Source organism: Buttiauxella gaviniae (assembly GCF_040786275.1).
In the GTDB taxonomy this organism is placed as follows: domain Bacteria; phylum Pseudomonadota; class Gammaproteobacteria; order Enterobacterales; family Enterobacteriaceae; genus Buttiauxella; species Buttiauxella gaviniae_A.
The window spans coordinates 2,878,212-2,891,564 of the sequence record NZ_JBFMVT010000002.1 but is presented as its reverse complement, the minus strand read 5'-3'; the positions used below and the strand labels follow the sequence as shown (position 1 = coordinate 2,891,564).

Genomic DNA, 13,353 nt, shown 5'->3' with positions numbered 1-13,353 from the left:
ACTATTAACGGACAAAGTCACTATGAATTTTCTCGCCCATTTACATCTTGCAAGCCTTGCCGACAGCTCACTTCTGGGGAATTTGCTGGCTGATTTTGTTCGCGGCAACCCGAATGAAAGCTTTCCTGGCGATGTAGTGGCGGGTATCCACATGCACCGTCGCGTGGATGTGCTAACCGATGGCTTGCCGGAAGTGGCGATTGCCCGCCAGTGGTTTCGCCCGGAAACCCGCCGAGTCGCGCCGATTACGCTGGATGTCATGTGGGATCATTTCGTTTCACGCCATTGGCAGACGCTTAGCCCAGACATCGCGCTTACCGAATTTATCGCCCACGCGCGCGCCAACATTGAGCCGTTCATACCAGACACGCCGCCACGCTTTATCAATCTGAACCACTATATCTGGGATGAGCGCTGGCTGGAGCGTTATAGCGATATGGCTTTTATTGCTAATGTTCTCAATGGCATGGCAAGCCGTAGACCAAAACTCGATGCTTTGCGAGCCTCCTGGCACGATCTTGATACACATTACTATGCGCTAGAGGAGCTGTTCTGGCAGTTCTACCCCCGCATGATGGCGCTGGCTGAACAAAAGAATTTGTAGCCGCTCGCAGCCTCACGATTAAATTCTTGCCCTTTTACAAAAAAGGGCTATTTTGGATCGCCTCTGTGCAAATATTCATTTTTTGATAGGTAAATCCTATCTGATTAATCGGCGCAGCATGCTTGAGTTAGAGGGATTGCCGCCCCTATACTCCCCCCCGTTGCGTTAACACTCACTTTAACAATATTAACAGGAGTACATATGGTCCTGGTTACTCGTCCAGCCCCTGACTTTACCGCTGCAGCCGTTCTCGGCAGTGGCGAAATCGTTGAAAACTTCAACTTCAAAGCACACACCAATGGTAAAACCACCGTTGTGTTCTTCTGGCCAATGGACTTCACTTTCGTTTGCCCGTCTGAACTGATTGCGTTCGACAAGCGTTACGAAGAATTCCAGAAACGTGGCGTAGAAGTCGTTGGTGTATCTTTTGACTCCGAGTTCGTTCACAACGCATGGCGTAAAACCCCTGTTGATAAAGGCGGCATCGGTGAAGTGAAATACGCGATGGTTGCTGACATTAAGCGTGAAATTCAGAAAGCTTATGGCATCGAACATCCAGACGCAGGCGTTGCTCTGCGCGGTTCTTTCCTGATCGACAAAGCCGGTATCGTGCGTCACCAGGTTGTAAACGACCTGCCGCTGGGCCGTAACGTTGATGAAATGCTGCGTATGGTTGATGCGCTGCAATTCCACGAAGAGCACGGTGAAGTTTGCCCGGCTCAGTGGGAAAAAGGTAAAGAAGGTATGAACGCGTCTCCAGACGGCGTTGCTAAATACCTGAGCGAAAACGTTTCTAGCCTGTAATCGCTAAACGTTTTTGAAAAGAAGGCCGCGAAAGCGGCCTTTTTTGTTTTTGTGACCTGTATGACCCCACCCCAACCCTCCCCTTTGTACAGTCCGGGGACATCGTGAACACTTGTTCGGGGACATGGTAGACACTTACAACTAAGGCATGAGTACTTCTTTCAGGAGCCGCTTATGCCGTGGGATGCGAGAGATACCATGTCATTACGTACCGAGTTCGTTCACTTTGCCTCGCAGGACGGGGCCAACATCCGGGCGCTCTGTCGTCGCTTTAACATTGCGCCTGCCACAGGTTACAAGTGGCTGCGCCGCTGGCTGGCTGAAGGCCACGCGGGCCTCACTGAGCGCCCGCGAACACCCCGTCATTCTCCCCACTGCACGCCTGAGGCTGTTGTCGACCTGTTACGCCAGGCTCACGCACGCTATCCGGCATGGGGCGCCCGCAAGATAAAGGTCGCACTCGAGCGCCAGGGCCACACCCTGCCTGCCTTCAGCACCGTCCATAACCTGATGGCACGCCATGGGCTGTTGCCCGGCCTCCCGTCCGGCATTCCTGCCACCGGGCGTTTCGAACATGCTGCCCCTAACCAGCTCTGGCAGATGGATTTTAAAGGGCATTTTCCGTTTGCCGCCGGTCGCTGCCATCCACTCACCCTGCTCGATGACCACTCCCGTTTCTCCCTGTGCCTGGCCCATTGTGCCGACGAGCGCCGCGGGACCGTACAGGCTCAGTTGCGGCAGGTCTTCGAACGCTACGGTTTGCCGGAGCGGATGACCATGGACAACGGCGCGCCCTGGGGAGATACCACCGGAACGTGGACAGCGCTGGAGCTGTGGCTGATGCGCCAGGGTATCTGCGTCGGGCACTCACGGCCTTATCACCCGCAGACCCAGGGCAAGCTGGAGCGGTTTCACCGCAGCCTGAAGGCTGAACTGCTGCAGGGGCGCTGGTTCCTCAGCAGTGAGCAGCTGCAGCAGACGTTCGACAGCTGGCGGGACAGATACAACCTGGAACGGCCTCATGAGGCCCTGGGAATGCAGGTGCCGGCATCACGCTACCAGCCCTCATCGCGGCAGTATCAGGCCCGTCCGGCGGCGGCAGAGTATGATGCCGGGATGATGGTCAGGAAGGTGGATATAAGCGGAAAACTCAGTATTAAGGGGATGCAACTGAAGGCGGGCAAGGCGTTTATCGGCGAGCATGTCGGGTTGAAGGAGACAGGAGAGGGACAATATGAAGTGTGGTGGTACAGCACAAGAGTGGGCGTGATCGACCTGAAAAACAGGTCGATCACGATGGGTAAAGGATGTTAAAAAGTGTTCACCATGTGTCCGAACACCTGTCTACCATGTCCCCGGACTGTACACCTTTCCAGGGGAGGGAGTTTTAACTCCTCCACCTGGCAAGGGGGAGGTTGGGAGGGGGTCCGAACCAGATCAAGACTCACCGCAAACGCTTAACTCCCACCTAAAAAGCAAAACAAGAGCACCCCATCACGCCCCAGAAAGCCCCTTCATCAGAAACCGGAATCACCGATTTACGCGCCGCATCATGCTGGTGACCATGCACGCTACAACGCCCGCAACACTGATGAACCTGCGCGACCATGCCCACCTTCGCGGCTATTGGCGGATCGCTTCGATAATGTCCAGGTACATTTGCTACGGGTGACCATTCCGGTAACACAGGAATCGGCGGCGGAGCCAGTGAGGTAAACGCACCGGCGGCGTAAACCACTTTGCCATCCACCAGCGTCAGCACCGATTCAATGCCTTTAATTTCCTCTTCCGTTACGCTAAAAAAATCTTTCGACAGCACAACCAAATCGGCCAATTGCCCCGTTTTGATTCGCCCTTTTTTGCCCTCTTCGCTGGAAAACCATGCGCTGCCCGCCGTCCACAACTCAAGCGCAACATCACGCGGCAGTCGGTTATTGTTGTCATACATTTGCATCCCGCCCACGGTGCGCCCTGACACCAGCCAGTAAAGCGCTGTCCACGGGTTATAGCTTGCGACACGCGTTGCATCCGTCCCCAGCCCGACAGGCAATTCAGCCGCCAGCATTTTCGCTATCGGTGGCGTCTGTTTAACGGCTTCAGCCCCGTAACGTGCGGCATAATATTCTCCCTGAAACGCCATGCGATGTTGCACCGCAATCCCGCCACCCAGCGCTTTAACCCGCTCGATATTCTTTTCGCTGATGGTTTCCGCGTGGTCAAACAGCCAGTGCAGGCCGTTAAACGGAATATCACGATCCACCTTTTCGAAGACGTCCAGCATCCGGCTGATGGATTCGTTATAGGTTGCATGCAGGCGAAACGGCCAGCGCTGCTCCACCAGATGGCGCACCACGCGTTCAAGCTCCTGTTCCATGCCGTCCGGTAAATCCGGGCGTGGCTGTAAGAAATCTTCAAAGTCGGCGGCGGAAAAGACCAGCATTTCTCCGGCACCGTTAGTGCGATAAAAATCCGTCCCCTGCCCCGGTTTCAGCATGTCGGTCCACTTTTCAAAATCTTCCAGTTCATGCTGAGGGCGCTGAGTAAACAGGTTGTAGGCAATACGCACCGTCATCTGTTTCTGGGCGTGGAGCTGGTCGATGACTTGATAATCCTCCGGGTAATTCTGGAAGCCGCCACCGGCGTCAATGGCGCTGGTAACGCCTAAACGATTAAGCTCACGCATAAACTGACGCGTGGAGTTAACCTGCATTTCCAGCGGTAATTTCGGCCCTTTCGCCAGCGTCGAATAGAGGATCATCGCATTCGGTTTGGCGATAAGCATCCCGGTAGGATTCCCATTCCTGTCACGAACAATCTCGCCACCGGGCGGATTTGGCGTCTCTTTGGTGTAGCCCACCGCTTTGAGTGCCGCCTGGTTTAACAACGCGCGATCATAAAGATGCAGCACGAAAACGGGCGTTTCCGGTGCCGCTTCATTCAGTTCTTCAAGCGTTGGCATACGCCTTTCAGCAAACTGGAACTCCGTCCAGCCCCCCACAACGCGAACCCACTGCGGCGACGGCGTGCGTAATGCCTGCTCTTTGAGCATTCGCAGCGCATCCGCAAGCGAAGGCACGCCTTCCCAGCGCAATTCCAGGTTGTAATTCAGCCCGCCTCGGATTAGGTGCAAATGTGAGTCGTTAAGGCCGGGGATCGCCGTATGCCCTTTGAGATCGACCAACTGCGTTTGATCGTCAGCAAAGCTCATCACCATCGGCTCGCTGCCGACGGCCATGATCTTTCCATCTTTGATCGCCACGGCTTGCGCAAGTGGAGCTTCGCTATTAAGAGTATGAAACTGACCGTTAGTGAGAATTAATGAAGCAGATTGCGACATAACCTGTTCTCCTCGGTGAAGTGTTATTTTTTCAGCCAGCCCGCTAACAGGCGCGTCATTACGGGCATCCATAGCCACACCACCAACGCCACGACTAACGCGTCATTGATAAAATGTAATAACAGCGAGCCTTTGAGCGAGGGGAAAAACAAAGCGGTGATTCGCGGAACGATGTTGGTGCTGGGGAAAATCACCGCCAGCGTGATCAGGAATTGCTTCCACTGCGCCGGGCGCTTAACCGCTGGCATTTCCGGTGTGAACCAGAAAGCCGTTTCAGTCCGAACTTCCAGATGATCGTCCTGGCTCAGAGCCGGTTTGATCTCCTCGACCAGCGCTTCGCGTTCAGCCGATTTTGTCCAGGCGGTGAGATTTTCAAGCGTGTCAAAGCGGATAACGATGTTGTACACATCATTTCCGGCTGTGGGACGAATAACATGCACGCCAAGATGACCCGGATAACGCGCCGCAGTCGGCATGATTCTCGCCAGCCACGCTTCGTAATGCGCAGCCTGACCCGCTTTCAGGGCGTGGGTAATCACCAGCGTGACAGTGTTGTTGTCAGCCATGGGCTATTCCTGATGCAAAGAAAACAGAAGGCAGGAAAATTCCTGCGGCGATGAATCAGGCTTTCCGCTCTGGCGCACCGTGAACCATGGTGTAGGCGTAATCCACGCCGATGCCGTACGCGCCGCTGTGCTCTCGCACCAAGTCCATCACCGCGTCGTAGGTGTCTCTGCGCGCCCAGTCGCGCTGGTATTCAAGCAACACCTGTTGCCAGGTCACGGGAACCGCCCCCGCCTGCACCATACGATCAATTGAGCGTTCGTGCGCATCCACAGAAGTCCCGCCCGACGTGTCCGTCACCACGTAAACTTCAAACCCTTCTTCCAGCGCCATCAAAGCCGGAAACGTCAGGCATACCTCCGTCCAGAGCGCTGAAATAATCAGTTTTTTACGCCCGGTGGCTTTCACCGCCGCGACAAACGCCGCATCTTCCCAGGAGTTCATTGAAGTGCGTTCGATTGGCGTAATTTCTGGATGAACCGCCAGCAATTCAGGCCAGATATATCCGCTAAAACTTTTGGTTTCTACCGAGGTGAAAATGGTGGGAACGTTAAAAATCTTGCCCGCTTTCGCTAGCGCTACCGTGTTGTTTTTCAACGTTTGCCGGTCAATGTTCGCCACGCCAAAAGACATCTGCGGTTGGTGGTCGATGAAAATCAGCGTGGAGTTAGTCGGGTCGATCAATTCACGTATAGACATAGTGTTTCCTCAGATTCAGTAAGCCCGTAGGGCATGAGAGCTGGAAATTTCTAGCCTGGATAGTATTGATGAAGGGGACGAAAAATAAGAATAGCACCAGTTTCCGCCCTCGCCTGACGAAGAGGGAAACCGGTTACCTGATTAAAGATTTTGCCAGAGAGAGACGGAAACAGCAGGCAGCGACAACTGGCAATTTTCCAGCACTGCTTTGCCTTCGTGCTGCTTCCAGGTTTTGCCGCCTAATAACGGATTAAATGGCAGCGTAACGTCGATAGGTACCCCACGGTTAATCGCCACCAGCACGCGTTCGTTTTGGTATACGCGCACAAACACCACCACGTCACCTTCGGCGTAAACCACCTGGCAGCCGCCCTGGCGCAAAGCACGGCTTTTATGGCGTAATTTACCGAGCCGCTGGTAGAGCGCCAGGAGACCCAGATCTTGTTGATCAGGATTCCACGGGAAAGGCTTGCGGCAGAACGGATCGTTGTTGCCGTCTAACCCCACTTCATCGCCGTAGTAAATACACGGCACACCCGGCCAACAAAACAGCCACACCACCGCCAGCGGCAATCTTGCGACATCTTTGCCAAGGATCGATTTAAAGCGCGCGGTATCATGGCTATCAAGCTGGTTGAACATACGCAACTGCTGCTGATGTGAAAGCCCTGCGCGATACTCATCCATCCATGTGGTACAGGTTTGCGCGTCGATATGCTGCGGATCGTACGAAATATCGGTGTTGGCCAGGAATCCCCACAGCGGGAAGGTGAAACCGCGATAGTTCATCGCGGCGTCTTCAGCATCGGTTTGCAGCCACTGCCGCGCATCACCAAAATGTTCGCCCAGCATGTAAGCATCAGGTTTCGTCTCTTTTGCGGCCCTGGTAATCCCCGAAACATGCAGAAGATTATTTTTCGCGCCTCCCGCTTCACCGAGCATATGCACGACATCAAGCCGCCAGCCGTCAATGCCCCAGGGCTCGCGTAACCAGTGGCGCACGATACTGTCCTCCCCCTGGTAAATTTCATCAACCAGGGTAGTGGATTGGTAGTCCAGTTTCGGCAAACTGGAATATCCAAGCCAGTCGAGGGCGCGCCCATCGTCGTTGTAGCTGTAAAAGTCACGCCACGGCGATTGTGGATTGTGACTCGCCCCTTCGCCATGGGTTTGCTGCCTGTCAAACCACTGGTGCGTATCGCCGCTGTGGTTAAATACCCCATCGAGCACCAGGCGCATGCCGTATCGCTGAGTGTTTTTACGCAGGCGTAAAAAAGCATGATCGCCCCCAAACTGCACATCGACGTGGCGGTAATCCTGGGTATCGTATTTGTGTACGCTCGGGGCGGTAAAAATGGGGTTCAGATAGAGCGCGGTAACACCCAGCATTTTGAGATACGGCAGATTTTCACTGATACCGTCCAGATCGCCCCCATAAAATGTCGATCCGCCTGCCTCGCCAAGCAACGGCTCATTCCAGTCTCGCAAAATAATGTCGCGCTTTGCAGCGTGATGATAATAAACCTGATCCTGCTCCGGGGTGCGTTGCTCGGTTCGCGCAAAACGATCGGGGAAAATCTGGTAGAAGATTTGATCCTGCACCCATTGGGGGCCATCATCCGGGAGATCAACGGCAAATTGCTCAAGTTTTGCAGGAGGAATGGATCCCATTCCCTGAGGGGTAAACCAGCGCTGTTTATCCAGCCACAACAGTTTAAAACTGTAGCGACGGCGTGGCTGCCCTTCGGATAAATCAATCACGCCGCGCCAGGCGACGATTTCCTCTTCTGGCGACGTTTTCTGGCGCGTCATCTGAACCGACGTGTCTTCGTTATCTTTCTCATAACGCAAAACTACACGCTGCGGTAAATCCGTGCCTGAAACCCAAAGAGTAATGTGCAGCTTATCTTTACGTGTTTGTATGAAAGGGGGCACCGGAAGGTGCCAGGCATTCAACATAATCGCATCCCCAGATAAATAATTGACGCCACCTTGCCACAGCGTAGCTGGGGATCACTCATCATTACTATTTTTATTGGGGGAGGAAAACGGGGGCGGAGAAAGAGAAGCTCAAACTCACCGCGCTAGCAGTGAGTTTGAGAGAAGAGATTAACCCTGGTTTGCCGCCAGAATTTGGCGACGTTTAAACATCCAGCCAACCAGCAGCAGTACAATCCACACGCAGCCGACGTACAACGAAATGCGGGTATCCGGGTGCCAGCCGATTAGCGCGATGATAAACACCAGGAACACCAGCCCAACAAGAGTCGTTGCCACACCGCCCGGTACCGGGAATTTCAGCGCTTTCGTCTCTTCAGGAGAGAGCTTGCGACGGAAAGCAATCTGCGACAGCAGGATCATTATCCAGACCCACACGGTGGCAAATGTCGCCAGCGATGCAATCACCAGGAAGACGTTTTCAGGAATCAGGTAGTTCAATACCACCGCCAGCAGCAGCGCGCAGCACATCACCATGACCGTCACCCACGGAATCCCGTTGCGTGAGGTTTTAGCGAACACTTTCGGCGCGCTGCCCTGCTCCGCCATACCGTGCAGCATACGGCCAACGCCGAACACATCGCTGTTAATCGCGGACAAAGAAGCGGTAATAACCACAAAGTTCAGAATGCCTGCGGCGATGGTGATCCCCATATGCTGGAAGGTCAGCACGAACGGGCTACCGGAGGTGCCCACCTGGTTCCACGGGTAAATGGACATAATCACAAACAGCGTGCCCACATAAAACACCAGGATACGCAGTGGCACTGAGTTGATCGCACGCGGAATAGATTTCTGTGGGTCTTTCGCTTCACCGGCGGTAATCCCGATAATTTCGATGCCGCCGTAGGCGAACATGACCATCTGCAACGACATAATCATGCCTATCCAGCCGTTGCTGAAGAAGCCGCCGTTGGTCCATAAATTATGGATGCCCGTTGCCTGGCCGCCGTTGCCAATCCCCCACACGATAATCCCGATACCGGCGACAATCATGATGATGATGGTGGCAACTTTGAAGAAGGAGAACCAGAACTCCAGCTCGCCAAATACCTTCACGCTCATCAGGTTGATGGCGCAGATAATCAGCACCACGCTCAAAACCCAGACCCAATGCGGCACCGCCGGGAACCAGACGCCCATATAAATGCCGAATGCGGTGACATCCGCAATCGCCACTATCAATATTTCAAAGCAGTAAGTCCAGCCGGTGATATAGCCCGCCAACGGCCCAAGGTTATCCTGCGCGTAACGAGAAAACGAACTGGCGGAAGGGTTATGAACCGACATCTCGCCCAGCGCACGCATGATGATATAAGCCGCCACGCCGCCGATAATGTAAGCCAGCAGAACGCTCGGCCCTGCCATTTTGATTGCATCTGCCGAGCCATAAAACAGCCCGGTGCCAATTGCCGAGCCCAACGCCATAAAGCGTATGTGCCGGGTACTCAAGCCGCGCTTGAGTTTATTAGCGTTTTCCATTGATTCCACACCCTGCTTAATAATAAAAAAACCACGGAGCAAAGCCCCGTGGTTAAACAACAAATCAAATTTTAGTGCGCGGCGGAAGCCACCTGCCGCCCTGCTGCCCGGTCCCAAATGATGGTAATAACCACCATAATCAAGGTTGGGATGAGCCATGCCAGGCCCTGGTCAGACAGCGGTAAACGCGCGGTCCAATCAGGTAATATATTGCTGATTGCTGAAGCCTTAATTCCATCAACGATGCCAAACAGCAGGCTGATTAACATTGCCGGAGCAATCACTCGCGATGAGTTATTCCACCATGGGCGAGTAAAGCTCAGCACGACCAGTGCAATACACGGAGGGTAAATGGCCGTCAGCACGGGGATTGAAATCTGAATCAGATGGCTCAGGCCCAGGTTTGACACCACCATCGAGAACAGCCCAAGGATAAACACCAGTGCGCGATAAGAGAGCGGCAAATACTGGCTAAAGAACTCAGCACAAGCACAGGTCAGGCCAACTGCCGTTACCATGCAAGCGAGGAAAATCAACGCTGCCAGGAAGATGCTGCCCGCGCCACCGAAGGTGTGCTGAACGTAAGCATGCAGAATGGCCGCGCCATTTGCGCCTTGATCCACAAGCGTTGCGCTATCGGAACCCAAACGGAACAGCGCCAGGTAAATCAGTGTTAAACCGATACCCGCGATAATACCTGCCCAGATGGTGTAGCGAGTCAGCAGACGCGCTTCGGTCACGCCGCGAGAACGTGCGGCATTAACAATAACAATCCCGAATACCAGCGACGCCAGGGTATCCATGGTCAGATAACCATTGACGAAACCGTTGGAGAACGCAGCATTCTGGTAGGCCTCAGTCGCGGTGCTAATCCCCCCCGCAGGCCAAAGAATCGCCGCCCCTGATAAAATAATCAGCGCCACAATTTTTACCGGAGCCAGCACATGGCCGACGGTATCCAGCAGTTTGCCAGGGTACAGGGAAATACCCATTACCAGCGCAAAGTAGACCAGGCTGTAGATGAACAGCGGCAGCTCGCCCATACCGGTCAACGGGGCAATCCCGACTTCAAAGGAAACTGTCGCGGTACGCGGAGTCGCAAATAGCGGGCCAACGGCCAGATAACAAACCGTCGCCAGCACCAGGCCCGCACGGCGGCCAATCGGTGAGCTCAGGCTATCAATACCGCCGCCAACGCGGGCGATAGCGACAACCGTAAGCACCGGCAAACCCACTGCGGTGACCAGGAAGCCAAGCGATGCCCACCAAACGTGTTCACCTGCCTGAAGACCCACCATCGGCGGGAAAATGATATTACCGGCGCCGACAAACAGCGCAAAGGTCATGAAGCCCAATGCCAGGATGTCACGAGATTTTAAATGATGGGTCATAAAATATTTGCAGCCTGTGGATGTGTGGTGTTGAAAGTATTCAAATTTTCATGCCGGTAAACTCAGCATAAAAGCGGCAATCGGCAATTACAGCAGCGGAAAATCCTTTCCGGGATCGGTGGAGAAGAATAGTTGTTTGAATTACCACTCATATCCAGTCTGTCTGCCAATCACAGGGCGGCAATTAAAACGCTTATAGCGTTTGAAGGCAAGAAGGGATCTAAAAACCAGATTGATATGCTTTAATTAACACAATTCCTGGTTGATTAGTTTAATCATAAGAAAAGATCATGGTCTTTTATGTGGTTAAAATATCACCAATTAAGGTTTTTTGATTTACAATAGACTAAAAAAAACACAGGCCAAAATTAGGGCCTGTGGAAAGTTATTTTGACATGACACCTTTGAGCTACTCTGCCTGCACCACTTTCTCGTTAACAATCAAACGCTCAGGTAGTACAAAGGAGAACGTCGAGCCTTTGCCAGGCTGGCTTTCAATATTCAACCGCGCATCGTGATGACTTAACGCATGCTTTACAATCGCAAGCCCAAGCCCGCTGCCGCCTGTTTGACGTGAACGCGCTTTATCTACCCGATAGAAACGCTCAGTCAGACGAGGAATATGTTCTGCCGCAATCCCCGGGCCGCTATCGGCCACGCTAAAACTCACGCCACCCGCGACCCGCTTCCAGCTCACCGTAATATGCGTCCCTTCTGGCGTGTGGTTTACCGCGTTATACACCAGATTCGAAATCGCACTGCGCAGTTGCTCTTCGTTACCAAACACTTTCAGAGTGGAATCGATTTCAAACTGTAGCGTTTGCCTTTTCTGGCTGAGCGTTTGCGCTTCGCGCTCCACCACACGCAGCATCAAAGGCACATCAATCTTTTCATTGAGCACCATCGCCGGAGCCGCTTCAATTTTGGATAACGTCAGAAGCTGCTTAACCAGCCCTTCCATGCGCGAAGTTTGTTCGCGCATTGTGCCGAGCGCTTTTTCCCGCAGCGGCCCTTCCAGCGCCTGGTCCTGCATCATCTCAAGATAGCCTTGCAACACGGTCAACGGCGTTCGCAGCTCATGGCTGACGTTGGCGAAAAAGTTGCGCCGCGCACCTTCAAGCTGGTGCATTTGAGTGACATCCCGCGCCACCAGCAGCCACTGTTCGTCACTGTAAGGCATCACGCGAAATTCCAGATGGCGACCATTGTTAAGCACCAGCGTTAGCGGGCGGGCAAAATCTTTTTGGGACAGATAACGGGTGAATTCCGGGTAACGCAATAAGTTAAGAATGTTTTGCCCGTTATCGTCCGGCCAACGCAAACCCAGGAGTTGCTGAGCGAGCCCGTTACACCAGAAGATTGTCCCTTCTTCAGTGGTCAGCACCACCGCATCGGGCAGCGATTCCGCACCGCTACGAAAGCGTTTGATAAGACTTCCCAGCTCTTTACGGCGTTTTTTATTACGCAACTGCATCTGATGCAGGCCGTAGAGCAGTGGATCCCAACTCCCCCGCCCCGGCGGCGGCGTCATACTGCGATCCACCCACAACCACCACGACAAACGCAGCAAATTCCAGAAATGCCAGACCAGCAGCCCGGTGACAGACAGTAATAAAAACCAGGGTAAATGGCCAAAGATGAGGCCTAAAATGGCGGCGGGAATGCAACAGAGCACCAGCTCCAGCACCAGCCTTTTCCATGACAACCGTTCCAGCACGCGTCACTCTCCTGAGAAAGAATTAAAAACGGGTTGAGAACCGATAGCCCGTACCGCGTACTGTTTGTACCATTCTGTCATGTTCACTGTGTTCGAGCGCTTTGCGTAACCGCCGAATATGGACGTCCACCGTTCGGTCTTCGACATAAACATTGGTGCCCCAGACGTGATTAAGCAACTGTTCACGGCTGTACACCCGCTCCGGATGCGTCATAAAGAAGTGTAATAACTTAAATTCCGTTGGCCCCATATCTAATGGGTTTTCACCCGCCATCACACGGTGTGATGAGGGATCAAGACTTAACCCGTGCATCTCAATGACTTCTTCAACCGCCATCGGCGAAATACGGCGCATCACAGCTTTGATGCGGGCCACCAGCTCCTTCGGAGAAAACGGTTTGGTAATATAGTCATCCGCACCGACTTCAAGGCCGCGCACGCGATCTTCTTCTTCGCCACGCGCCGTCAGCATCATCACCGGTATTTCACGCGTCAGGGCTTCACGCTTGAGGTGTTTGATAAACTGAATCCCGGAGCCGCCGGGCAACATCCAGTCCAGCAAGATCAGATCGGGGAAAGGTTCGATAAGGAGATTCACTGCACTGTCATAATCTTCCGCTTCTACGGGCTGAAAACCGTTTTGCTCAAGCACAAAGCTCACCATTTCACGGATTGGAGCTTCATCTTCTACGACTAATATACGCTTCGCCATGATTCGCCTTGCTCAAGGAATAATTATTGTTGTTTCAATGCCGCG

Annotated in this window: 10 protein-coding genes and 1 pseudogene; 3 read left to right on the top strand and 8 right to left on the bottom strand. The window is 53.5% G+C overall.

Annotation, left to right across the window (positions count from 1 at the left end; all coding sequences use genetic code 11):
• The first annotated feature begins 22 nt into the window (after positions 1-22).
• From acpH to AB1E22_RS14025, 3 genes and pseudogenes are all read left to right on the top strand, one after another.
• The gene (acpH, locus tag AB1E22_RS14035) at positions 23-604 is read left to right on the top strand and encodes an ACP phosphodiesterase (protein ID WP_367595857.1); all 582 of its coding nucleotides are present in this window, start codon (positions 23-25) and stop codon (positions 602-604) included.
• Positions 605-805: 201 nt separating this feature from the next.
• Positions 806-1,408 (top strand): peroxiredoxin C, encoded by a 603-nt coding sequence (locus AB1E22_RS14030; RefSeq protein WP_064549195.1) that lies wholly within the window; start codon positions 806-808, stop codon positions 1,406-1,408.
• 174 nt (positions 1,409-1,582) lie between these two features.
• Positions 1,583-2,799 (top strand): annotated as a pseudogene (locus AB1E22_RS14025) (IS481 family transposase).
• A gap of 77 nt (positions 2,800-2,876) precedes the next feature.
• Here AB1E22_RS14025 and AB1E22_RS14020 read toward each other — a convergent pair.
• The 8 genes from AB1E22_RS14020 to phoB all read right to left on the bottom strand — a co-directional run bounded on the left by AB1E22_RS14020 (position 2,877) and on the right by phoB (position 13,308).
• Positions 2,877-4,745, bottom strand: coding sequence for an amidohydrolase (locus tag AB1E22_RS14020; protein ID WP_367595856.1), 1,869 nt, complete (start codon positions 4,743-4,745; stop codon positions 2,877-2,879).
• Between the two features lie 23 nt (positions 4,746-4,768).
• Positions 4,769-5,311 (bottom strand): antibiotic biosynthesis monooxygenase, encoded by a 543-nt coding sequence (locus tag AB1E22_RS14015; protein WP_367595855.1) that lies wholly within the window; start codon positions 5,309-5,311, stop codon positions 4,769-4,771.
• Between the two features lie 55 nt (positions 5,312-5,366).
• On the bottom strand, positions 5,367-6,008 hold the full coding sequence (locus AB1E22_RS14010) for a hydrolase (RefSeq protein WP_034457918.1): 642 nt from the start codon (positions 6,006-6,008) through the stop codon (positions 5,367-5,369).
• Between the two features lie 141 nt (positions 6,009-6,149).
• On the bottom strand, positions 6,150-7,967 hold the full coding sequence (gene malZ / locus AB1E22_RS14005; protein ID WP_367595854.1) for a maltodextrin glucosidase: 1,818 nt from the start codon (positions 7,965-7,967) through the stop codon (positions 6,150-6,152).
• Positions 7,968-8,117: 150 nt separating this feature from the next.
• Positions 8,118-9,488, bottom strand: coding sequence for a proline-specific permease ProY (gene proY / locus AB1E22_RS14000; RefSeq protein WP_367595853.1), 1,371 nt, complete (start codon positions 9,486-9,488; stop codon positions 8,118-8,120).
• 71 nt (positions 9,489-9,559) lie between these two features.
• Positions 9,560-10,879 (bottom strand): branched-chain amino acid transporter carrier protein BrnQ, encoded by a 1,320-nt coding sequence (gene brnQ / locus AB1E22_RS13995; protein WP_367595852.1) that lies wholly within the window; start codon positions 10,877-10,879, stop codon positions 9,560-9,562.
• A 409-nt stretch (positions 10,880-11,288) separates the two neighbouring features.
• Positions 11,289-12,596: a phosphate regulon sensor histidine kinase PhoR gene (gene phoR, locus AB1E22_RS13990; protein ID WP_367595851.1), complete on the bottom strand. Its 1,308-nt coding sequence runs from the start codon at positions 12,594-12,596 to the stop codon at positions 11,289-11,291.
• A gap of 22 nt (positions 12,597-12,618) precedes the next feature.
• Positions 12,619-13,308 (bottom strand): phosphate response regulator transcription factor PhoB, encoded by a 690-nt coding sequence (gene phoB, locus AB1E22_RS13985; protein ID WP_139882222.1) that lies wholly within the window; start codon positions 13,306-13,308, stop codon positions 12,619-12,621.
• Positions 13,309-13,353 lie beyond the last annotated feature (45 nt).

Excerpts from the sequence above, each read along its gene's own strand:
- acpH (WP_367595857.1), top strand. The coding sequence starts at position 23 with ATGAATTTTCTCGCCCATTTACATCTTGCAAGCCTTGCCGACAGCTCA.
- AB1E22_RS14030 (WP_064549195.1), top strand. The coding sequence starts at position 806 with ATGGTCCTGGTTACTCGTCCAGCCCCTGACTTTACCGCTGCAGCCGTT.
- AB1E22_RS14020 (WP_367595856.1), bottom strand. The coding sequence starts at position 4,745 with ATGTCGCAATCTGCTTCATTAATTCTCACTAACGGTCAGTTTCATACT.
- AB1E22_RS14015 (WP_367595855.1), bottom strand. The coding sequence starts at position 5,311 with ATGGCTGACAACAACACTGTCACGCTGGTGATTACCCACGCCCTGAAA.
- AB1E22_RS14010 (WP_034457918.1), bottom strand. The coding sequence starts at position 6,008 with ATGTCTATACGTGAATTGATCGACCCGACTAACTCCACGCTGATTTTC.
- malZ (WP_367595854.1), bottom strand. The coding sequence starts at position 7,967 with ATGTTGAATGCCTGGCACCTTCCGGTGCCCCCTTTCATACAAACACGT.
- proY (WP_367595853.1), bottom strand. The coding sequence starts at position 9,488 with ATGGAAAACGCTAATAAACTCAAGCGCGGCTTGAGTACCCGGCACATA.
- brnQ (WP_367595852.1), bottom strand. The coding sequence starts at position 10,879 with ATGACCCATCATTTAAAATCTCGTGACATCCTGGCATTGGGCTTCATG.
- phoB (WP_139882222.1), bottom strand. The coding sequence starts at position 13,308 with ATGGCGAAGCGTATATTAGTCGTAGAAGATGAAGCTCCAATCCGTGAA.